General features: G+C 64.0%; 20 protein-coding genes. 10 read left to right on the forward strand and 10 right to left on the reverse strand.

Annotation, left to right across the window (positions count from 1 at the left end):
- Positions 1-14 precede the first annotated feature (14 nt).
- Positions 15-410 carry a hypothetical protein gene (locus A5724_RS02235; protein WP_067795452.1) on the forward strand — a complete coding sequence of 132 codons (396 nt, stop codon included), beginning with the start codon at positions 15-17 and terminating at the stop codon, positions 408-410.
- Here A5724_RS02235 and A5724_RS02240 read toward each other — a convergent pair.
- From A5724_RS02240 to A5724_RS02265, 6 genes are all read right to left on the reverse strand, one after another.
- Entirely contained in the window at positions 407-1,114 is a 708-nt protein-coding gene (locus A5724_RS02240; RefSeq protein ID WP_067795453.1) for a TIGR03943 family protein, read from the reverse strand. The genes A5724_RS02235 and A5724_RS02240 overlap by 4 nt on opposite strands.
- Positions 1,111-2,061, reverse strand: coding sequence for a permease (locus tag A5724_RS02245; RefSeq protein ID WP_067795454.1), 951 nt, complete (start codon positions 2,059-2,061; stop codon positions 1,111-1,113). The genes A5724_RS02240 and A5724_RS02245 overlap by 4 nt, the downstream gene beginning before the upstream one ends.
- 68 nt (positions 2,062-2,129) lie before the next feature.
- Positions 2,130-2,513 carry a heme-binding protein gene (locus tag A5724_RS02250; protein ID WP_232004669.1) on the reverse strand — a complete coding sequence of 128 codons (384 nt, stop codon included), beginning with the start codon at positions 2,511-2,513 and terminating at the stop codon, positions 2,130-2,132.
- A 176-nt stretch (positions 2,514-2,689) separates the two neighbouring features.
- Positions 2,690-3,742, reverse strand: coding sequence for a 4-hydroxy-2-oxovalerate aldolase (dmpG, locus tag A5724_RS02255; protein ID WP_067795462.1), 1,053 nt, complete (start codon positions 3,740-3,742; stop codon positions 2,690-2,692).
- On the reverse strand, positions 3,739-4,656 hold the full coding sequence (locus tag A5724_RS02260; RefSeq protein ID WP_067795464.1) for an acetaldehyde dehydrogenase (acetylating): 918 nt from the start codon (positions 4,654-4,656) through the stop codon (positions 3,739-3,741). The genes dmpG and A5724_RS02260 overlap by 4 nt, the downstream gene beginning before the upstream one ends.
- A gap of 12 nt (positions 4,657-4,668) precedes the next feature.
- Positions 4,669-5,454: a 2-keto-4-pentenoate hydratase gene (locus tag A5724_RS02265; protein ID WP_067795467.1), complete on the reverse strand. Its 786-nt coding sequence runs from the start codon at positions 5,452-5,454 to the stop codon at positions 4,669-4,671.
- An 84-nt stretch (positions 5,455-5,538) separates the two neighbouring features.
- Between A5724_RS02265 and kstD the strand changes: the two genes are divergently transcribed.
- The 6 genes from kstD (at position 5,539) to A5724_RS35065 (ending at position 11,648) form a co-directional block, all read left to right on the forward strand.
- The gene (gene kstD, locus A5724_RS02270) at positions 5,539-7,221 is read left to right on the forward strand and encodes a 3-oxosteroid 1-dehydrogenase (protein ID WP_067795734.1); all 1,683 of its coding nucleotides are present in this window, start codon (positions 5,539-5,541) and stop codon (positions 7,219-7,221) included.
- Positions 7,221-8,081, forward strand: a complete 861-nt coding sequence (locus A5724_RS02275; protein WP_067795469.1) for a MaoC family dehydratase — start codon at positions 7,221-7,223, stop codon at positions 8,079-8,081. Before kstD ends, A5724_RS02275 begins: the two co-directional genes overlap by 1 nt.
- A 370-nt stretch (positions 8,082-8,451) precedes the next feature.
- The gene (locus A5724_RS02280; protein WP_067795471.1) at positions 8,452-8,844 is read left to right on the forward strand and encodes a hypothetical protein; all 393 of its coding nucleotides are present in this window, start codon (positions 8,452-8,454) and stop codon (positions 8,842-8,844) included.
- Between the two features lie 197 nt (positions 8,845-9,041).
- Entirely contained in the window at positions 9,042-10,874 is a 1,833-nt protein-coding gene (locus tag A5724_RS02285; protein WP_067795473.1) for a DUF4012 domain-containing protein, read from the forward strand.
- A gap of 401 nt (positions 10,875-11,275) precedes the next feature.
- The gene (locus A5724_RS35060) at positions 11,276-11,356 is read left to right on the forward strand and encodes a DUF1942 domain-containing protein (RefSeq protein ID WP_369830597.1); all 81 of its coding nucleotides are present in this window, start codon (positions 11,276-11,278) and stop codon (positions 11,354-11,356) included.
- 94 nt (positions 11,357-11,450) lie between these two features.
- Positions 11,451-11,648 carry a DUF1942 domain-containing protein gene (locus A5724_RS35065; protein WP_369830594.1) on the forward strand — a complete coding sequence of 66 codons (198 nt, stop codon included), beginning with the start codon at positions 11,451-11,453 and terminating at the stop codon, positions 11,646-11,648.
- Positions 11,649-12,086: 438 nt separating this feature from the next.
- On the opposite strand, the gene A5724_RS33535 is transcribed toward A5724_RS35065, so the two are convergent.
- From A5724_RS33535 to A5724_RS02310, 4 genes are all read right to left on the reverse strand, one after another.
- On the reverse strand, positions 12,087-13,403 hold the full coding sequence (locus A5724_RS33535; RefSeq protein WP_156752088.1) for a hypothetical protein: 1,317 nt from the start codon (positions 13,401-13,403) through the stop codon (positions 12,087-12,089).
- Between the two features lie 26 nt (positions 13,404-13,429).
- Positions 13,430-14,761, reverse strand: a complete 1,332-nt coding sequence (locus A5724_RS02295) for an NAD(P)-binding domain-containing protein (protein ID WP_082964802.1) — start codon at positions 14,759-14,761, stop codon at positions 13,430-13,432.
- 751 nt (positions 14,762-15,512) lie between these two features.
- Positions 15,513-16,679, reverse strand: coding sequence for a glycosyltransferase family 4 protein (locus A5724_RS02305; protein WP_067795496.1), 1,167 nt, complete (start codon positions 16,677-16,679; stop codon positions 15,513-15,515).
- Between the two features lie 161 nt (positions 16,680-16,840).
- On the reverse strand, positions 16,841-17,866 hold the full coding sequence (locus A5724_RS02310; RefSeq protein ID WP_067795501.1) for a GNAT family N-acetyltransferase: 1,026 nt from the start codon (positions 17,864-17,866) through the stop codon (positions 16,841-16,843).
- Between the two features lie 666 nt (positions 17,867-18,532).
- Here A5724_RS02310 and A5724_RS02315 point away from each other — a divergent pair.
- The 3 genes from A5724_RS02315 (at position 18,533) to A5724_RS33540 (ending at position 20,985) form a co-directional block, all read left to right on the forward strand.
- Complete coding sequence (locus A5724_RS02315) at positions 18,533-19,000, forward strand: VanZ family protein (RefSeq protein ID WP_156752089.1); 468 nt, start codon at positions 18,533-18,535, stop codon at positions 18,998-19,000.
- Positions 19,001-19,157: 157 nt separating this feature from the next.
- Positions 19,158-20,243 carry a GNAT family N-acetyltransferase gene (locus A5724_RS02320; RefSeq protein WP_232004670.1) on the forward strand — a complete coding sequence of 362 codons (1,086 nt, stop codon included), beginning with the start codon at positions 19,158-19,160 and terminating at the stop codon, positions 20,241-20,243.
- Positions 20,244-20,847: 604 nt separating this feature from the next.
- A complete protein-coding gene (locus tag A5724_RS33540) occupies positions 20,848-20,985 on the forward strand; it encodes a hypothetical protein (RefSeq protein ID WP_156752090.1) in 138 nt (45 codons plus the stop codon).
- The last annotated feature ends 8 nt before the right edge of the window (positions 20,986-20,993 follow it).

Consider the following 20,993-nt stretch of genomic DNA (forward strand, 5'->3'; position numbering starts at 1 on the left):
ACAAGGAGTTCGACATGAAGATCAAGAGGATTTTCGCCGGTGCAGCGATGGCGGGCGCACTGGGTATCGGGGCAGTCGCCGCAGCTGACGGCGTCGCGCAAGCCGACCCGAAGCCGTGGCCTCCGCCGATTCCGCCCGCTCCGGGCGATGTCGTGTGGTTGCCGGGTGACCCGCCTGGGCACAATCCCTGGGGGCCGCCCGGACAGGTCAAAAAGGATCCGTTCACCCCGCTCTACGGGGTGCCTCCCGGCCACTGGGACGATCCGGTGTCCGTCGGGTTGCCCGCGGTGTGGCTCCCGCCGGATATCGACGGTGTGACCGTGCCGCTACCTGTGCGGTTCAATCCCGATTTTCCGGGTTGGGGCGTCTGGGTGAATCCTGATTGGTTCATTCCGCTGCCGCAGGTCTAATAGGCGTATGTATTGGCGGGTTTGTCGATGCGCGTCACCTGCGAAACCATAACCGTCGGAACGAAATTGGTTGACAGCGCAGACGATCCCGGCACCACGCTGCCCTCTACCCGCAGCCAGGTGTCCTGCGGGTAGCGGGCCGCCTCGTCAGCTGCGGGGCCGGACAGGTGGACCCGGGCCAACTGCGCGTCGGCCGCGCAGCACACGATGACGACGCGGCCGAGGTCGGTGCCCTCCGGGTAGTGCAGCGTGAACCCATTCAGCGTGATGAGGCGCCGGTCGAGGCTGTTGGTGGAATCGGCCGCCGCCCGCATCATCACGTCGGGAATGGACACCACAGGTGCCCGTCCCGCTGGCAGCGGCGGGAAAGCCCGCTTCGCCGGTGCCGTCGCCCCCACCGCTTCTGGGGCGGTGCCCTGCGCCCCCAGTGGCGGTGGCACCACGAACGAGGTCAGCGCGATCGGCACCAGCAACAGCCACACCAGCCAGGGACGATGCCGGTGGTCGTGATCGTCTTCGGCCGCTCCGTGGCGCAGATCGTGAACGATCGACGCGACTGCGAGCCCGACCAGGACCACGGCCGCGGCGATCAGCCACGGCAGCAGTGTGGGCCGCACGAAATTCAAATAGCTGCCCTTGACCACCATCACCAGGGCGCTGAGCCCGACGAGCAGCACGACAGTGTGCTGCGTGCCCCGACTCACCGCGCACCGCCGAGGAGCAGCAGGCCGACACCCGTCGCGACCAGCGTGGCCACCACAAACGTCGCAGGCCCGAAACGAACCGCGAAGGGACGGCCGAACATCCCCGCCTGCATGGCTGACAGCTTGACGTCGACGGCAGGCCCGACGACCAGGAACACCAGTCGTGGCAGCAGCGGCAGCATCGTCAGGCTAGCGGCGACGAAGGCGTCAGCTTCTGAGCACAGCGCCAACACGACGGCCAATGCCGCCATGGTGACGACATCGGCGATCAGGTGGCCCGCGAGGTGCTGGAACACCCACGCGGGCAACGCAACTCGTAACGCGGCGGCAGCGGCGGCGCCGAGCACCAGGTAGGAGGCGGCCTGGAGAAAGTCGTGCCGGGCCGCTTCGGTGAACACAGTCCAACGTGACGCGTCGCTGTCGTGCGGCGTGGGCAGGCGGCGGGTCACCCATTCGGCGCGCCCCCACCGCAGCCACACCAACCCCATCACCACCGCGGTGATCAACGAGGCGACACAGCGTGCCAGCACCATCGCAGGCTGCCCGGGAAACGCGACGGCGGTAGCCACCAGCACCACCGGGTTGATCGCGGGGGCCGACAACATGAACGTCAGCGCGGCCGCGCCGAAGACACCCTCGCCGAACAGCCGTCGAGCCACCGGTACGGAACCACATTCGCAGCCGGGCAGGGCGGCGCCGCCGACGCCCGCGACGGCGACGGCCAGCGCGGGCCGTCGCGGCAGCCAGCGCGATAGCCGCTCGGCGGACACGAAAGCCGCGATCAGCCCGCTGATCACCACGCCGAGCACCAGAAACGGCAGCGCTTGAACGAACACGCCGCAAAACACCGTCGCAGCCACGCTGACATCGACGTTTCCCGCCACAAACGCACTCATCGCGCTAGCCGACAGGGCCAGCGCGATGAGCGATGCGAGCAAGACCTCCATGGAACCGATCCGCCGACGGCGGTCGGTGGGGGCGGTGATCACCGCCCCATCTTGCCCGCGCTACCTGACTAGAGCGTCTGCAGAATCTCAGAGATCGGTGTCGGTGTCACCGTGACACCGCACTGGCCCAACAAGTCGCTCGCCGGCTGGTTGATCGCCTGCAACTCGTTAGCGACCTGCGGGTTGGCCTCGAAATACGCCTGATACGCGGTCTCGACCTGATCGGTCGGCTGCTTGGCGATGTCGGTCAGCTCCTGGTTGGTCTGCGGGTGCGCGGCCAGATAGGCCGCCGTACTCGCCGACACCGAGCTTGCGGTGGTCGCGATGCCACTCTGGCTGCACGGGTCAGGGGCAGCGTTCGCGACGGGCAGGACGATGGCCGCCGATCCAAAGGCCAACAGGCCACCGGCGAACATTCCGTAAAGGCCGCGTCGCACGGTCGTGGCGGACATATGCATCGAATCACTCCTTCGGTTTGCGGCGAAAAGCCGCACCAAAGGCCTAACCGGGATGCAGGGGTGGCTAAACACCCGCAGGTCGCCGCGGTGGCGTTACCCGGCGAAACGGCATTCCAGCACGCAAAAGTCGAGTGACGACGTCCTGGGATGCAGTTTCGGCGGGTAATGAATTACTTCGCGGTCGCCTTGTCTTGTTCGCGCTTGATCTCCAGCGCGATGTCGATGAGCTGGTCTTCCTGGCCGCCGATCAACTTGCGCTGGCCCGCCCGGTGCAGCAACTGATGGGCAGGTACGCCGTAGCGCTCGGACTGGCGGATGGCGTGCTTGAGGAAGCTCGAGTACACCCCCGAGTAGCCCATGATCAGCGCGTTGCGGTCGAGCAGACATTCCTGCGGCATCGCGGGCGCCACGACCTCTTCGGCGGCGTCGGCGATGTCGAAGAAGTCGATACCCGTCTTCACGCCGATCTTGTCGAAGACGCCGATCAGCGCCTCGACCGGCGCGTTGCCCGCGCCGGCACCGAATCGGCGGCACGACCCGTCGATCTGCTTGGCGCCCGCGCGGACGGCCTCGACGCTGTTGGCGACGCCCAGGCCGAGGTTCTCGTGGCCGTGGAAGCCGACTTGGGCGTCGTCGCCGAGTTCGGCGACGAGCGCGGCCACCCGGTCACGCACGCCCTCGAGCACCAACGCGCCAGCCGAGTCCACCACGTACACGCACTGACATCCGGCGTCGGCCATGATGCGGGCCTGTGCCGCAAGCTTTTCCGGCGTGATGGTGTGCGCCATCATCAGGAAGCCGACCGTCTCGAGGCCGAGTTCGCGGGCGAGCCCGAAGTGCTGGATCGACACGTCGGCCTCGGTACAGTGGGTGGCGATCCGGCAGATGGTGCCGCCGTTGTTCTGCGCCTCTTTGATGTCCTCTTTGGTGCCGACGCCCGGCAGCATCAGAAACGCGATCTTGGCCTCTTTTGCGGTCTCGGCCGCGAGCTTGATCAGTTCCTGCTCAGGCGTTTTCGAGAAGCCGTAGTTGAAGCTCGACCCGCCGAGGCCGTCGCCGTGGGTCACCTCGATGACCGGCACGCCGGCCTCGTCGAGCGCCGAAACGATCGCGTGCACTTCGTCTTTGGTGAATTGGTGGCGCTTGTGATGCGAGCCGTCGCGCAGCGACGTATCGGTGATGCGGATGTCCCACACCGGGTTGAAGAAGATGTCGGTGCTCATGCCTGTGCACCTCCTGTCACTGCGAATGATTCCTTGGCGATTTCCTCGCCGACCTTGGTGGCCGCGGCCGTCATGATGTCGAGGTTCCCCGCGTAGGGCGGCAAGTAGTCGCCTGCGCCCTCGACCTCAATGAACGTCGTGACCAGACGGTTGCCGCCGTTGACCACCGACGGCTCGTCGAACTGTGGCTCGTTGAGCAGCCGGTAGCCCGGAACATACGTCTGAACTTCCGCGACGACGTCCTTGATCGACTGGGTGATCGCGTCGTGGTCGGCGTCCTCGGGGATGGCGCAGAAAATGGTGTCGCGCATGATCATTGGCGGTTCGGCCGGGTTGAGGATGATGATCGCCTTGCCCCGCTTGGCGCCGCCGATGTTCTCCACGCCCGCGCTGGTGGTCTTGGTGAACTCGTCGATGTTGGCCCGCGTGCCCGGCCCAGCCGACGCCGACGACACCGACGCCACGATTTCGCCGTATGGCACGTCGACGACGCGGCTGACCGCGTACACGATCGGGATGGTCGCCTGCCCGCCACAGGTGACCATGTTGACGTTCGGGGCGTCGAGGTGCTCACGAAGGTTCGCGGGCGGAATCACGCCCGGGCCGACCGCGGCAGGCGTCAGGTCGATGGCGCGGATGCCTGCCTCGGCGTAGCGTGGCGCGGCGTCGCGATGAACGTATGCACTGGTGGCTTCGAAGACCAGGTCGGGTCTGTCGCTCTGGGCGAGCAGCCAGTCCACTCCCTCGTGCGAGGTCTCCAGGCCGAGCTTTCTGGCCCGGGCCAGACCCTCGGACTCCGGATCGATACCGATCATCCAGCGCGGCTCCAGCCACTCCGAGCGCAGCAGCTTGTAGAGCAGGTCGGTGCTGATGTTGCCCGATCCGACAATCGCCACGGAGGCCTTGTGAGGCATTACTACTCCCTGCTATTCGAAACTCAGTCGTACAGAACCTAACCCGGCGAAGTCCGCAACGAAATTGCTGCCGGGCGGTGCATCTATCGCACGTGTGCACGAGCCGGGCAACACGATGTCACCGGCCTTCAACCGCACGCCGAAACCCTCCACCTTGCGGGCCAACCAGGCCACCGCTGTCACCGGGTTGCCGAGCACCGCGTCGCTACGACCCTTCGCGACAACCTCACCGTTGTTGGTCAGCACCGCGTCGATGTTGCGGATGTCGATGTCCTTCGGCGAGACGCGCGCTTCACCGAGAACCCAGCCTGCCGAGGACGCGTTGTCGGCGATGGTGTCGCACAACTTGATCTTCCAGTCAGTGATGCGGGTGTCGATCAATTCGATCGACGGTGCGAACGCAGCGGTGGCGGCAAGGACGTCGTCCTCGGTGCACCCCGCCCCTGGCAGGTCGTCGGCGAGGATGAACCCGACCTCGACCTCGACGCGCGGATACAGATAGTTCCCGGACTTCACCGGGCGGTCTTCAAAGACCTGCATCTCGTCGAGCAGGTGCCCGTAGTCGGGTTCGTCCACATTCATCATCTTCTGCATGGCCTCGGACGACAGGCCAACCTTGTGTCCCACTACGCGGGCACCCTCTGCGACCCGCTGCCGGATGTTGATCAGCTGAATCTCGTAGGCGTCGACGACGTCGATATCGGGGTTTCCGTCGGTCAACGGAGTGATCGGGACGCGGCTGCGCTCGGCTTGAGCGAGGTCGGCGGCGAGCTGTTCACGTACCTGAGCGCTGAGCATCTAGGCTATGCCCTCTCTTGGTCCACTCGTTTCTTCGACCGGCGCAGTTGTGGGTCGGCCGGGCAATTCTATAACGTGTTCTACATGACGGGTCAGGAGTACGACGTCGTTGTGGTGGGAAGCGGCGCGGCCGGCATGGTTGCCGCCCTGACCGCGGCCCACCAGGGACTATCAACACTAGTCGTCGAGAAGGCGCCGCACTATGGCGGTTCTACGGCGCGCTCGGGCGGCGGCGTGTGGATTCCGAACAACGAAGTCCTCAAGCGCGACGGTGTGACAGACACCTTCGAGGCGGCCCGCAAATACCTGCACACGATCATCGGCGACGTCGTCGAACCCGAGCGCATAGACACCTACCTCGAACGCGGCCCGGAGATGCTGTCCTTCGTGCTCGAGCACTCGCCGCTGAAGATGTGCTGGGTGCCCGACTACTCGGACTACTACCCCGAGACGCCGGGCGGACGTCCCGGCGGCCGATCCATCGAACCGAAGCCGTTCGACGCACGCAAACTCGGTGCCGACGAGTCCGGCCTGGAACCGCCGTACGGCAAGGTTCCGCTCAATGTGGTGGTGATGCAACAGGATTACGTGCGGCTCAACCAGCTCAAGCGTCATCCGCGCGGCGTCCTGCGCAGCTTGAAGGTGGGCGCCCGCACCATGTGGGCCAGGGCCACCGGCAAGAACCTCGTCGGCATGGGGCGCGCGCTGATCGCCCCGCTTCGGATCGGCTTGCAACAGGCGGGCGTCCCGGTGCGACTGAACACCGCGCTCACCGACCTCTATGTCGAGGACGGTGTGGTCCGCGGGATCTACGTCCGTGACTCGATGGCGCCGGAATCGGCTGAGCCAGAACTCATTCGCGCGCGCAGGGGTGTCGTCCTTGGCGCTGGCGGGTTCGAGCGCAACGAACAGATGCGGGTGAAGTACCAGCGCGCGCCGATCACCGCGGATTGGACCGTCGGTGCCATTGCCAACACCGGCGACGGCATCGTCGCGGCCGAGAAGCTCGGCGCCGCCCTCGACATCATGGAAGACGCCTGGTGGATCCCGACGGTGCCACTGGTCGGCGCACCGTGGATCGCGTTGTCGGAGCGCAATTCGCCGGGCGCGATCATGGTCAACATGGCAGGCAAGCGGTTCATGAACGAGTCGTTGCCCTACGTCGAGGCCGGTCATCGCATGTACGGCGGCGAATACGGGCAGGGGCCCGGTCCCGGTGAGAACATTCCCTCGTGGCTGGTATTCGACCAGCAGTACCGAGACCGGTATATCTTCGCGGGATTGCAACCGGGACAACGTATTCCGAGCAAGTGGCTGGAGTCCGGTGTGATCGTCAAGGCCGACACCCTCGACGAGTTGGCGAAGAAGGCGGACCTTCCTGTCGACGCGTTGAAGGCGACCGTCGAGCGGTTCAACGGCTTCGCCCGGTCGGGAATCGACGAAGACTTCCACCGCGGCGAAAGCGCCTACGACCGCTACTACGGCGACCCGACCAACAAACCGAACCCGAACCTCGGCGAGATCAGCCATCCGCCGTACTACGCGGCCAAGATGGTGCCCGGCGATCTCGGCACCAAGGGCGGCATCCGCACCGACGTCCACGCCCGCGCATTGCGCGACGACGGTTCGGTCATCGAGGGGCTGTACGCCGCAGGCAACGTGAGCGCGCCGGTGATGGGCCACACGTACCCGGGGCCGGGCGGGACGATAGGTCCGGCCATGACCTTCGGATACCTTGCAGCGCTACATATTGCGGGGAAGAACTGATGCCGATCAATCTGGACGAGGCGCTTGGGGCCGAACTCGAACCCGCCGAATTCTCATGGACCAGCAGCGATGTTCAGCTGTACCACTTGGGTCTCGGCGCGGGCGCCGATCCGATGGACAAGCGGGAGTTGCGCTACCTGGCCGACGAGACGCCGCAGGTGTTGCCGACGTTCGGCAACGTCGCACAGAGCTTCCATATGACGAAGCCACCGACGGTGCAGTTTCCCGGGATCGACATCGAACTGTCGAAGGTGCTGCACGCCAGCGAGGCGGTGTCCGCCCCCGGGCCGATACCGCCCGCGGGCACCGGCATCGCGGTGACCCGCTTCACCGACATCTGGGACAAGGGCAAGGCCGCGGTGATCTGGTCGGAGACGACGGTGAATGCGGCGGACGGCACACTGCTGTGGACGCAGAAGCGGTCGATCTTCGCGCGCGGTGAGGGCGGTTTCGGCGGCGAACGCGGGCCGTCGACGTCATCGGAACCACCGAACCGCGCAGCCGATTTCGAGCTCTCGATCGCCGTCTCGCCGCAGCAGGCGCTGTTGTACCGGATGTGCGGTGACCGCAATCCGCTGCATTCGGACCCCGACTTCGCCGCCGCGGCGGGGTTCCCGCGTCCGATCCTGCACGGTCTGTGCACGTACGGCATGACATGCAAGGCCATGGTGGATGCGCTGCTGGACGGGGACACGTCGCGCGTGGTCAGTTATGGCGCCCGGTTCGCCGGTGTCGTCTTTCCCGGCGAGACGCTCAAGGCCAGCGTCTGGAAGTCCGGTGACGGCTTCACCGCCGTCGTCACCGCGCCCGCGCGCGATAACGCGGTGGCGCTGGCCGGCGTGGAGCTGATCCCCGCCTAATAGGCGCCGTTACGTCGACTCGACGACCGTTGTTGCAAACGCAAGTTGCAGCAAACTCCGATTTCCGGCGCCGCCGCGCCTCGTGCTCCTTGTCTTGGCGACCGGCATGCCGTTGACATTGCGACATTGCGCAACCCCCGCCGCTGAAGCGTCGACGGCGCGGTCGCGTCGCCGTCACTCGGTTAAAACACCGACGAGGTCGTCGAGATTTTTGTAAGAAGTTCGCTGACGCGGTCGTCGAATTTCCTCGTCCGAACGACTGACAACGTTGCTGGCAAACTACGAAAAAGTAGGAACTTCGTGGTTGACACGCTATTGTTGGGTCTGCGAAGCTAGCAGAGACTTCCACGGAGGAAAGGCAGGGGGAGCCATGAACACGATTGCTACAAGGGTTCAGGCCGGGACCGCGGCGCTTGCGGTTGCGGCGGCAGCCACATTGGTGCCGGTAGCGGCACAGGCCGCGCCGGAAATTTCGGCGCCCACTGCGCCGGTCACGCAAGTCATCGACCGCGCAGTTCAGGGGACAGGCATCGCCAGCATCCCCGAGATCAGCTTCTTCTACTTCGGCGCGACGCCGTCGTCTCAGCCGCCGGGCATCACGTTGTTCAGCCCCGGCTTCCCGATCCTCGGCCCCGTCTCGCGGATTCTTGATCCGCTCTGGTCGATTCTCGGACTCAGGGGTAAAGAGCTGTGCCTCGGCGGTGCCAGCATCCAGTGGGGCTCGTACGGCGGGTTCAGCGTCCGCATCGGCTTGGGCTGCTAGCCGCCTCCGTTAGCAAACGCAGAATCGACCGCTCGGTGAGCCGAGTGGTCGATTCTGCATTGTCAGAACGAAGGCGATTGAAGTTTTAGCAAACTCCTTCCGCATGTGCCACTTTTGCTTCACACTGGAAGAATCGGCACTCATGGGGGGGTAGTTTCGGCGTGGCAAACACAGGAGACGGCGATCGCAGGCCGTCAATGGATGACGAACTGCCTGAAGACAGCAACGCGCCCTTCGAGAAACCGCGGCCTAGGTGGCGATCGATACCCCGAGGTCGGCGGCTGGTGGCAGGAGCTGGACTGCTGTTACTCCTCGTCATCGCGTTCGCGGGCTGGCTCGGATATCAAGCGACCCAGGCCAAGTCGTATCTCGAACAAGCACGCAGCGACGCCCAGCAAGCGAAAGACGCACTCTCGAAAGCGAACGCCGGCGAGGCCACCAGGTGGGCGGACGCAGCACAAGAACATGCGCGGCAGGCACAGGATGCAACTCATTCCATACCGTGGAACATCGCATCGGTCGTGCCGTGGTTGGGCAGCCCCTTCAAAAGCGGACAGCAGATTTCCGATGTCGTTCTCGGTCTCGCCTCGGATGTATTGAAGCCGTCCGTGGATGTTGCGGAAGCCCTCTCTCCCGAGCACCTGCTCAGTGGCAATGGTCGCGTCGATGTTGCACTACTGAGCGAAAATGCGCGAAAACTGGATGAGATCTCCGTAGCTGCGACCAATCTCGACGCTCAAGCCAAATCCATCACAGATCCTGCTTACCTCTCGGCCATCGGCGACGCGCGCTCTGCGCTCCAAACACAGACGTCAGATCTGGCAGAACTACTCCATAACACCGCGCTCGCGGGTCGTCTCGCAGGGCCCATGATGGGCGCCGACGGCCCGAGGGCCTACTTCATAGGATTTCAAACGAACGCCGAAGCTCGCGGCACCGGTGGACTGATTGGCGGATTCGGAATTCTCGAGTTCAACAACGGCACCGCAAGCGTGGACACACTCGGACAGAACATCGCTCTTGAGAGAAAATACGCACCGATCGACCTCGGTGAAGAGTTCAACAAGGAGTACGGGTTCAACAACCCCACCACAGATTTTCGGAACAGCAACTACAGCTCTCACTTCCCGTATACGGGGCGCATCTGGCAGTCCATGTGGGAGCAGATCTCCGAACAACGCGTGAACGGTGCTATCTCCATTGACCCGGTCGCCCTCAGTTACATCCTTGGGGCAGTCGGGTCCGTAACGATGCCGGATGGCGAAGTGATCACCGCCGACAACGTTGTCGAGTTGACCGAGAACACCTCGTATGTCCGGTTCGCCGACAACAACGAAGCGCGCAAACAATATCTTCAGGACGTCGCTGCCGCTGTAGTACGCAAGATGACAGGCCACTTGGAATCGCCCCGCGCGCTCTTGGATGCCCTGGGCAAATCCGTCAGCGAAGGCCGCATCGCGGTGTGGAGCGCCAACCCCGATGAGCAGAGACTTCTCGAAGAAACTCCCCTTGCGCACATCGTTCCGGACGATCCAGCACCGTTCGCATCAGTGGTAATCAACAACCTCGGCGGAAACAAGCTCGACTATTATCTGACGCGGCAGATCGAATATTCCGCTGGCGCTTGTGATTCCGACACCCGGAAGTCCGCGGTCACTGTTCGATTGACAAACACAGTCCCCGACGTCCCGTTACCGGAATACATCGCGGGCAGTGGAGGCCTTCGTGAGTTGACGCCGGACGTCGACCTCCCCTGGGCGACGAACGCCACATCGGTTCGGCTTCTCGCCACCAAGGGGGCGACACTAACGGGGGTCTTTGTCAACGGCATGAAGGTGCCGTCAGTCTTCGGCGGCATGGAACGCGGTCACCCCACCTTCGAAGTCCAGGTAGGGCTGCAGCGTGGTCAGCCTGTCGTGATTCGTTATGAGCTCAGCGAGCCGACGACGCCTGGCCAGGCACGCGTTCCTGTTCAACCATTGCGGGACGACCCCACTCCGAAAGTGTCGGTCCCCACGTGCAGTGGATGATCTTGCTGCATGTCAATGAGGCAATCGCCAACCATGCGCCATCGCCAGAGAATTCAGCGCAACCTTGACTAGAATTCGCGGTGAGCAAAAAGGTGACCGTGTTGCTCTAGGCTGCATTTTTGGTCGAGAGATTGAATTCTGTTGCGCCAGAGCGCAAGCCGTCCGCTGCCCACAAGCGCGACCCAACCCGATAACTCCCTTTACAGTGTTAGATCCCGCTGCGGGATGCCGCAGTCGGACGACTCCGGCGCACACCATTGTGAAGATCACCAGGCCCACCGCGGTATTGGCTGTCGCAGCGACCGTCGCCACCGCAGGCACCATCGCAGCATCCCCCGGCATCGGCCGAGGACGTCACGACAACGACCATCGGAAGCCACGCCAAGCTCGTCGACGGCAACATCGTCCAGGGCTGCACGATCACCGGCCTTCGGCCGAGCTCGGATACCATCCCGTACCCAGTCGCGGGCACGCTGTGGTAGGCCACCGCCACCGACGAGGCACTCTGGGGCGCCGCCACGCCGATCGTGTCCAACCTGAACGGCCGCGCCCCGCAACGGCCAGACGTACCGCGTTTTGTTAGGCGTTGCGACACCGCAGCGCGTCAATCCGGCGACGCTTGGTCACTGCGAAAAGACCACGGGCAAGGTGTATTTCGATGTCACCGGCGGCCCGCCTGACGCCGTCGCGTCCCTTGTTCTCAACCAGTGTGTAGGTCGCAGTCAGTGGTCCGCCCTGGTCGGAGTTCTTGTCGCAATTGACCTGTGCGAGTGAGTCTTTCGGCGCGCTGATGGGGTTGCACGCGTCGGTTGGATAACCGGCTGGGACGAGGCGCAATAGCCGATCGGTGTCGGGGCTCGGCGTAGTCGGTGTGGCTGACGGCGGCGGCGCGCTGGTTGGGTCGGACGACGGCCGCACAAGCCAGAAGATCAGGCCGCCGACGTCGAGCACAATCAGCAGCGAGACGAAGCCGAGGAAGACAATCGGTCTGGGTTCGTGATGCCGCACCGGAGCGTCCAAGAGATTGAAAAGCATTGTGCTACTTCGAATATGCGCCGCCGATTCGGAGTTCCGTGGAACTCGCCAGCGCGCCGGTCAACCAGATATGCGATGGGCTGCCAAACGGTTGGTTCGGTGGCGCTAAGCGGCGGGGTGTGGTGGGGGCCTTGGACCGCGTCGCATCCAACTGCTGCGATACCTCGGCACCGCAAGCTACGGGCTCGTTCCGCCTCCCGAAGATGTGCTGCCGCTTTCATTGGCGCTCGGCCCGGTTACGTCTTCGCCAGCTGCTTCAGCGCGGCTTCCCCCACCTCGCGCAGCCGTTTGCGCCCCCGGCATAGCGCGATGCGCGCGCGGGCCGTGCGTTTCAGGGGAATTGGTTGCGGGCGGATTGTTGGCGGTTTGTTGTGCCGCCGCCTCCCCAGGCTCGAATTTGTTCCCTGACGAGATGACCCCTCGGAACGTCTCAGGGGCACTGGTCGGCAGCGACGCAGTGGGAGCGGTAGCCGTAGGTGTAGATGTCGGCAAAGGAGGTGGCGCCAGTTGTTCAGTGGTCGCCGCCACCGTGAAAGCAGACGCCGACAGGCTCACCGGCACCGGCGGTGGCGCCAGCTGTTCAGTGGTCGGCGCCACCGTGAAAGCAGACGCCGACAGGCTCACCGGCGCCGGCGGTGGCGCCAGCTGTTCAGTGGTCGGCGCCACCGTGAAAGCAGACATGACCTGGCGGGCTGGCGCTAGAACCAGGGATACTACCGTCACCGTCACCGGTCCGCCTGGTGGTGATGGCAGCGCGGACATCGACGACCCAGCAGCGTCCATTGCACCCATCTGGTCGGCAGACGTATGCACGATGTACGCCGGCTTGCCATTTACGTTGACGACATCGATCTTCTCGGATGGTCCCTGCACTGAGGTGACATCGATTTTGTCGAGCTCGGTCTTGACTGCCGACAGATCAGTTGTCCCCAGGAATACAGCGTCCAGCGTCTTTTTCAAGTCGGCCAGATCGGGGTGTTCCAGCAACTGTGCCAGTACTGAATCAGGCAACGTTAACAACGCCTGCAACTTCGCCTCGAGAGCCGCCGGATCCCCGATGTCTGATTGGGAATACAACAACATCAGCAATGCCTGGAGCTTCGACCTCAGCGAAACTTGACTGACGTCAGCGGCCGGGCTCGGGTACCACGCGGCCGGCCCATACTCCGTCGGCTCCGACGACAACCGTACGGCCGCGTTCAACGTGAGGGTATCTCCCTGAAAGCGGATGCCTCCGCCGACGACACCGTCCAACGCCGACTTGACTGCGGCAGAGGGGGGCGATGCCGTCGGGAGTTGAACGTCGGCTCCCGACCCCCCGCGTGACGGAAAAAGTGCCCACGCATTGATCGCGACGGCCGCAGTTGCCACAAGAACTAGACACGCGCGACCATCTTTGATGTACAAATGGGCCGCGGTGCGATCTGGGCGGTTTGCGACATTATGGATCGCCGTCCACAGCGACGACTGCCGGACAGCAAACTGGTGGGCCATCGGTCGCCCTCCTTGACTCTAGCTCGCTACGCCGATAAGGATTCGTTCGACTCGGCCGCGAGGACGCCTAACGATTCAGTCGGGGTCTCATCCGGGCGGTTCAGTCGGCGACAGAGGAGCGGAAGCGCCAAGATCACACGCTGGCCGGGCTTGCTGACCGGCTGACGTCGCCGTACACGGCGGGCCAGAGCGCGGGCTACCAGGGGGGCCGCAAACTCCGCACCCACCATGAAACGCATCAGCGGGCCGAAGCTGTTGACAGAGGAGAGCCCAACGAAGTACAGCCCAGGAACCGAACTTTCGAACTTGGTCGAGACCACCGGCATCTGAGCATGCGTCCGGATACAAGAACGGAGATCCTCGCTGATGAAATCCACCGCCGATATGTTCGGGTAGTACCCCGTCGCGGCGATCACGTGATCGGTCAGGACCTCTCGCGTGTTGCCGTCCTGGGAGCGAAGGATCAGCCGTACCTGCCCGTTTTCTTCGCTGGCCCGTTCAACGGTGTGGCCGACGGCGACGGCGACCCCGGCTTCGAACCGGTCCCTCATCGTCCACCCCGCTTCTGGGCCAAGGCTGCGACGGATGATCGTGAGCCGAGCCTGCCCTGGCAGATACCTGAATAGGTTGGGGAACTTCTGATGTATCCATGGCTTCAGCCCCGGACCAAGTCCCGAGAGCGGGTAGCGGATCCGCTGCCAACGGCCAGCGCCCCTAACTGCGGGCGGAGAAGTGAACCTCAGCACGTCGCGCCGGGCCACCAGGGAGGTCCGTGCGCCCACCTCATGCAGGAGAGTGGCGACATCGATCGCCGACGAGCCGCCACCGATCACGGTGACGTCGTGTCCCGCGAAATGTGAGAGGTCACTGTGCGCTGAGCTATGGCTCATCAGGTTGGCCGGAAGATGGGCGAGTTCGCTGGGAATTCGGCTGAAATGCGTAATTCCCATTGCACCAACAACGAAATCGGCCTGGAGCACTTCTCCGTCATCCAGTTCCAGCATGAAGCCGTCACCCTTCCGGTCGAGGGCTACGACTTGCCGCTCCTCGAGGTCGGCAACGAATCGTTGCTGGAAGTCCAGCGCGTAACTATTGAAGACCTCCAGACTCACAGGAATGTGAGTGACGTGGTACGGAATCCCCTGCTCTGCGCAATATGCTGCGAGCGTTCCCTGGCCATCCGGTGCGCTGAGGTTCGATGCAAAACCGGCCGACTTCAGCAGCATCCCGACCGGCATGTGTCGACGCCAGGTATCTAGGGGGGTGCCGAAAATGCGGAACGGAACACCGTACCCCCGCAGATGCGCCGCGATCGAAAGTCCGTATGGTCCCGCTCCAATGATGGCAACCCGAGTCATGATGTCAGTACCTTCCAAGGTGAACGCTTGTCGCTCTTCCGCCAGCGGATTACGGGAATCTCGTCGCAGATCGGCGGGATGATGGTCCAGGCTCTGAGCAGAGTGCAGAACGCCCTACCGGCGGCGGAGGCGTCAGCATCGGGGCTGAAACGCCCGCCGAGATAATGCTGTCAAGCGCATTGCCCTTGAGGCCGACCACACGCTCTCCAGCGATCCCGGACGGCGCTTGGGAGTTAACTCGTGATACACACCCCTACTATCGTTTGGGGCCTGCCGGCAGTACATGGACCATCGGAGCGATCTTTCAGTGGATCAGGGACTAGTTCCTGGATTCGCCCTCGGTAGCCGATGGCGCGGGCCAGGGCCACACCCTGGGTGCGGGTGCGCACACCCAGCTTGGTCAACCGGCTGTGCACGTGAATATTGACCATATGAACCGCGATATACGGATGTTCTGCGGTCCGCTTCGACAGACAGAGCTTCAGCATCGTGATGATCTGGGCCTGGCGGGCAGTCAGAACTAGGTCCAATTGCGCCGTTGTCGTTGTGAGGCGGGCGCTGATAAGCGGTGAAGCCGAATTGTCGACACTCGCGGCGAACACAATGACTCCCCGGCAGCAACCTGCCGGAATCATCGATGCACCACCGTCTGGACCGACGGCTCCCACCAGGAACGCCGCTTCGACACGCCGCTACGCGGGCATTTTCAGACGAGGCGACGATCAGCGTTACGCGGGCACCTTTTGATGAGTCAGCGCGTCCGCTGGACCATCTGCAGGAGGCGCGTGTACTCCGCGTATATCTGTTCCCAGAGGTCCTCCTGCCGAAAATCCCGCAGCACCCGTTCCCGCCCAGCCCGGCCGTGCCGGCGCCGCAGCTCCGGGTCGAGCAGGTAGCGGCGGATCGCCTCGGTCAGCGCCGCCGCGTCGCGCGATGGCACCAACGTTCCCGTCACACTGTCCTGAACGGCGTCCACGCAGCCGGGCACTTCGGTGGCGACGACGGGCAACTCCATCGCGGCAGCCTCAATGGCGACTATGCCGAACCCTTCGCGGTACGTCGGGAGTACGACCACGTCCATAGCCGTGTACATCGGGGGCATGTCCGAGATCCGCCCGGTCAAGTGAATGCGCGGGTCGGATCGCAGCAGCTCCTCGACCTCTGGGGGCAACGGGTCTTGTGACTCGAAGGGGCCGACCACCAGCAAGTGGAGCTCGGGACGCTCCGCGCGAAGTATCTGCCAGGCCTCGACCAGCTCAACAAGCCCTTTGTCACGGACCACGCGGCCGACGAAAGCTATCACTTCAGCATCGATTGGAATGTCATAGCGTGCCCGCGCGGCGGCCCGGGCCATGCCGCCGACACGCGCTGGGTTGAATCCCGTTTCGGCATCGACGCCGTTGATGCTGCCGTGGTGGAGCACCGTAATCTTGTCCGGCTGGCATAACCCCTCCGCCACCGCGGCCTCCTGGAGCGAGGCACTGACACAGAGGACCTCTTGCGCCAGCAGGCACGACACCTTTTCGGCCCACCGCAGCAGCTGCCGCTTCAGCCCCGTGGCCGTCATGAGCGGCAAGCCGTGCATGTGGTAGACCCGCACCGGCACGTGCGCCAGCCACGCCCCCACCATGCCGAGCAGTCCCCCCTTCGGCGTGTGGGCGTCGACGATGTCCGGCCGCACCTCGCGCAGCCAGCGCCATAGCCGGGCCGTCGTGGCCATGTCGCGCAGCGGCGTAATACGCCGCGGCATTTCAAGGTCGTGAACCGGGACCCCCTCGCGCGCGGCAAACTGGTCGAGCAGCTCGCCCGGTGAAGAGAGCGCCCACACGTCCACTCCCCGGGCCTTCAGGTAGCCGACCTGCCCCTCAAGGAACCACAGCGTCTGAGGAACCGTGGTGACGTGAACCAGACGAACCATGCTTGGCCTTCCGTCCTGTCGCGCAGATAGCGCAGAAAAGCGACGCACTGTCGCGGCAGCAAACTCCTCATATCATGATACGGCGGAGCCGCCGACGCGTTGGTGGCGCTGCCCATGACACTGCGCATCTATACAAGCTAATTCTTTTGAGGGGAAGGTCTTTACAGCTCTTGGGGGCACTCTCTGCGATAAGCGGGAAAGAAGCCGGTCGATTCCGGCTCCTTTCCCGAAATTTCCGTGTATTGCTGCTCATCGAGCACGACGCGCCAAGTTTTGAAGGGGTGCCTCCGGTCAGAGAAGCCGGCCTTGAAGTGCATGAGGGAATCCTGGGCGCTGCCTACTCCGCCGCCCAAATGCAGGACGTCAGCGCCTCGTTGCGTCGCCCAACGTCGCCCGTAGTTGAGCAGGATTTTCAGCGGACTGAGCTCGAGCGCCTGCTCGTCGGTACCCGACAGGTGGTACTGGACAATGCCGTTGGATTCGCCGAACAAGCCCGCGCACACAATCGACCCTTCGATTTCGACGACTCCGAGGTGCATATGTCCGCGCATTTCCAGCCAGAGTCTCGATAAGTAGTCCCGCGAGTAGAAGTACTCGGCTGCCGCGTTCTGGCGCCGCATCGTATCGAGATAGAGAGTGATGAACCGGTCGAAGTGTTCGCCGGTGTCATCCATGAATGCTCGGTGCCCCAACCGCTCACTACGGTTGAGCGATGTTCGAAAGCGCGCGCGGATACCGCGCCATTGCTCACTTTCGTTCTGGCGCAGGTCGATTGATACTGTCTGCCCATGTTCGACCAGTGTGCCGAGGCCAATAAACGCGCCGTCGGGTAACTCCAGGATCGGATGAAGCCGCACGAACATAGACACGAAACCTTGTTCACGCAGCGTTTGCATCACAGCGGAGAACGCACCTCGCAGTAGTGCGACGTCCTCGAACTGTGCAATCGGGGACGGATAGCCGTACGGCGAAACGAGATCGAAGGTATCGCTGCCCGGTATCGCTCGACGAATGAGCGGCAGAACCAACCGCACGCCACGCTGCTCGACGTAGGCGGCAACCGCCGTGCCCCCCAGTCGACTCGACTCGAGCGAGACGTACTCGGGCAAGTGATAGAAGTCGTGCCGGACCATCGTCAGCGCGTCTCGCCAACGACGATCGGTCGGCTCGATCAGATCGACGTGCATGGTCGTATCGACACGAGAAGCCGCGTCCTCGTTGTCATGCCTGCTTGATCCTCCAACCACAGACGACGCAGGAACGACCGTCTGCCAACCCGCGGGAGGTCACCCCCCAATGGCGTACGGTACTACGTCGGTATGAAAAACGCGTTCGCCGTCGCAGCTACCAGCGCAACCCCTGTCACGCCTCGCCGCCTGCCAGCCGTTGAGGTTTACGCGCGTTGGCCAACAACGGCGATGATGCCGCAGCGCACCAGCTGCCGTGCTCCCAGCCCTTTGTCGCAGTGGGCGTGTCGTTGGGCGCTACCCCGTTATGCCTCATCCGTACAGCTATTCTTGTTCGCGTTGTCGGCAGCACTGAAGCTGACCCCGGCGCGGCAGCCGAATTTTGCCCTCGTGCGGTGGCCTTGGTCTAACCGAGTCGAATCGGGCGGAGTGCCGGCCAAGGTGATCGCCCGGCCGACGGCCCTTGATAAGAGAGTTTTCCGATGATCGCCCCACCACTACCGGCGCCGGCGCATCTGGTAGTCGCGTCGTTCGTCGGTATTCCAGTAGCAACGACGCGGTCGCGACATTGAGCTCGACCGAGCCTCGGCCATCTAGGCTGGCGAGAACTTGAGGGACCTTCCGGGCGTCCTTCCGTGGTTCCTACCCGGGCTGGCGATCACGACCGTGACGGCAGTCGCGGTCGCCGGCCGTGTCGCACGGCGGCTGCGCACCGAGAACTGGATCGCGTTCCTCCTCATCATGAGTGTGGGGGGCGTGCTCGCGGCGACGATCACACCCCTCGCAGGCGGGTTCAGGGGCCGACCTCCGCCGCCAGGCCGATGCGATTTCGGGCGCATCGGACTGGCGCCGCTCTCCCATTACCTCCAATTTGGCGAAACTGGCCTCAACGTCATCCTGTTCGTACCGCTCGGCCTGGCGGTCGGACTCCTCGGTCGGTCCCCCGCCACGGCCCGGGTGCTTGTAGCTGTCCTTGCCTTGCCGCTGGCCATCGAAGTCATCCAATCGCTGGCGCCGATGCTAGGACGCGGGTGCCAGAGCCGGGATGTCATCGACAACCTCCTCGGGCTTGGCATCGGTCTCGCGCTGGGGGTATTGCTGTCAGTCTTTCGAGCGCGCCGGACCAGGAACTGAAGCGCTCGGCCCCCGGGCGGCGCCGTTGCCAGTCGCAGTCCTCATCCTGGGCATTCAGGAACGTCAACCCGCACTTGCCAATTGGACGTCGCGCCCGAGGCGACGTCTTCAGCCCAACAGCGCAAATGTTCCAGTTTGCCCAGTTACGCTAACCAGCGTGGCCTGGAACTTGGTCGACTTCGGCAAGCTGGGCGCGGGGGAACTGAATTCGTGGCGGCAGGTTCGCGAGGCCGATCCTTCGCTGGACAGCCCATTCTTTCACCCGGCGTTTGCGGCGGCGGTGCACGCGGTATTTGGCGACGTCCAGGTGGCCACCAACGACCATCAGAGCCAGCTGTGGTTCCCCGTACAGGTGTGCAGGCGGGTGGCGCGGCCCGCCGGCTGGCCGGCGGCCGACTTCCAAGGCCCAGTCGCGGCCCCGAGCGTGCGCGTCGACCCGCTCGAGCTGGTGCGGGCGACCGGCCTGCGCGCCCTGGAGTTCGACAACCTTCCAGAGCAGCGCACCGAGTTCGCGCCGTGGGTTGAGGAGCGCCATCCGTCACCGTTCGTCGACACCACCGGCGGGCTCGACGCGTATCTGTCGCGGATCAGCAAGGCGGGCCGGGACAAGATGTCGCGGGTGCGGCGGAAAACTAACAGGGCCGGCCGCGAACTGGGCGAAGTGCGCCTGGTGTGGGACGCCCAGGACCCGGACTTGTTGGATCGGCTGATCGAGATCAAACGGGCGCAGTATGCCAACACCGGCGTGCTCGACTACTTCGCTGTGCCCGGCCGGCAGGAGCTGCTACACCGACTCCTGAAGACCAGGGTGGACGGTTTCGGCGGCATACTGTCGGCGGTTTATGCGGGCCAGACGCTGCTAGCCGCACATTTCGGGCTGCGCGACGGCGGCGTCCTGCATTGGTGGTTCCCGGTGTTCGAGCCGTCGCACGCTGACCTGGGGCCGGGGTGGATGCTGCTGCGAGAGTTGATCGCAATGGCCCCGGAAACCGGGTTGACGCGCATCGACCTCGGTCGCGGCGAGGAAGACTACAAGCGCCTGGCGATGACCGGCTCGGTTCCGGTATGCGTGGGCGAGGTGCCTGCGGACGTGCTGCGCCGGCGGATGAGGCGGATGCGGCGCGCTGCCCTCGGAGGGCTGAAGTCCTCGCCGCTCGGGCCGTCGTTGCGCGCGGCAAAGGACAGGGTCATGCGGGCCCGTGCGGACCGCAGATCAGGCGGCCCGCGTCACCCGGCGGCTTAGCCAGCACCTCAGGTATCCGTGAGCTTCTCATGCACGCGACGCCCGCGCACTGAGGGTCTCCACGTCGAGATATCCGCCGGCCGATAAGTGGTCGACGAGGTCGCGGCGGTATACGGCGACACCCTGCGCGCGTCGGCGAGGCCGAGACCCACCACTTCCGCGACGAATACCTGGGTGGGTGTCTGGTTCCACGCCTGCATCGGCGACGGCCGCCGGACAACTGATCGCCAGAGTCGTTGCCATGACGCAGTCTGGCGACGTTAGATTCATTGCAAACCAAGATGGCCATGGCCTCGACAGTAATAATTGCTAAAACCGCAGAACGCCGCCCTATGGTTTGCACTTCAAGGGCGCGACGCCATGGCTCTCGCGATTGCTAGGGGCAGCCTATATCCAGGAACAGTAATTCTTCTGACTTCGCTGCCGCGCTCTGGTTACCACACACTAACTCGTTGGGTCTGCGAGTTTTGCTTGTCGACCGCATCAGCCGATGGTAGCGTGACGCGGATCACTAGGTTTCACGCCGCCTGTGGCTAATGACGTTGTCATTGCTGTGCACGGCCGTGCGGTTACGGGCAGCTGTCTCGGCGCGAACGGAAGGGGGGTGTCTTCACTGTGCGCGCGCACGTACTTGCAGCTCCTGCGCGACGAGAAATGGTGGATCGCTGCGGGGCTGCTGTTCGGCATGCTCGGCGGTCAAGTGATCTCGCTGACCACCTCGGGCAGGTTTACCTTTCCATAACGTACCGC

This window comes from Mycobacterium sp. ACS1612, assembly GCF_001667505.1.
Taxonomy (GTDB): domain Bacteria; phylum Actinomycetota; class Actinomycetes; order Mycobacteriales; family Mycobacteriaceae; genus Mycobacterium.

Bases quoted from the DNA above. Each gene is read 5' to 3' on its own strand.
- A5724_RS02295 (WP_082964802.1), bottom strand. From the start codon at position 14,761: ATGACTCGGGTTGCCATCATTGGAGCGGGACCATACGGACTTTCGATC.
- A5724_RS02305 (WP_067795496.1), bottom strand. From the start codon at position 16,679: ATGGTTCGTCTGGTTCACGTCACCACGGTTCCTCAGACGCTGTGGTTC.
- A5724_RS02245 (WP_067795454.1), bottom strand. From the start codon at position 2,061: ATGGAGGTCTTGCTCGCATCGCTCATCGCGCTGGCCCTGTCGGCTAGC.
- A5724_RS02250 (WP_232004669.1), bottom strand. From the start codon at position 2,513: ATGTCCGCCACGACCGTGCGACGCGGCCTTTACGGAATGTTCGCCGGT.
- A5724_RS02280 (WP_067795471.1), top strand. From the start codon at position 8,452: ATGAACACGATTGCTACAAGGGTTCAGGCCGGGACCGCGGCGCTTGCG.
- A5724_RS02275 (WP_067795469.1), top strand. From the start codon at position 7,221: ATGCCGATCAATCTGGACGAGGCGCTTGGGGCCGAACTCGAACCCGCC.
- A5724_RS02285 (WP_067795473.1), top strand. From the start codon at position 9,042: ATGGATGACGAACTGCCTGAAGACAGCAACGCGCCCTTCGAGAAACCG.
- dmpG (WP_067795462.1), bottom strand. From the start codon at position 3,742: ATGAGCACCGACATCTTCTTCAACCCGGTGTGGGACATCCGCATCACC.
- A5724_RS02235 (WP_067795452.1), top strand. From the start codon at position 15: ATGAAGATCAAGAGGATTTTCGCCGGTGCAGCGATGGCGGGCGCACTG.
- A5724_RS02260 (WP_067795464.1), bottom strand. From the start codon at position 4,656: ATGCCTCACAAGGCCTCCGTGGCGATTGTCGGATCGGGCAACATCAGC.
- A5724_RS02265 (WP_067795467.1), bottom strand. From the start codon at position 5,454: ATGCTCAGCGCTCAGGTACGTGAACAGCTCGCCGCCGACCTCGCTCAA.
- A5724_RS33535 (WP_156752088.1), bottom strand. From the start codon at position 13,403: ATGGCCCACCAGTTTGCTGTCCGGCAGTCGTCGCTGTGGACGGCGATC.
- A5724_RS02310 (WP_067795501.1), bottom strand. From the start codon at position 17,866: ATGCACGTCGATCTGATCGAGCCGACCGATCGTCGTTGGCGAGACGCG.
- kstD (WP_067795734.1), top strand. From the start codon at position 5,539: ATGACGGGTCAGGAGTACGACGTCGTTGTGGTGGGAAGCGGCGCGGCC.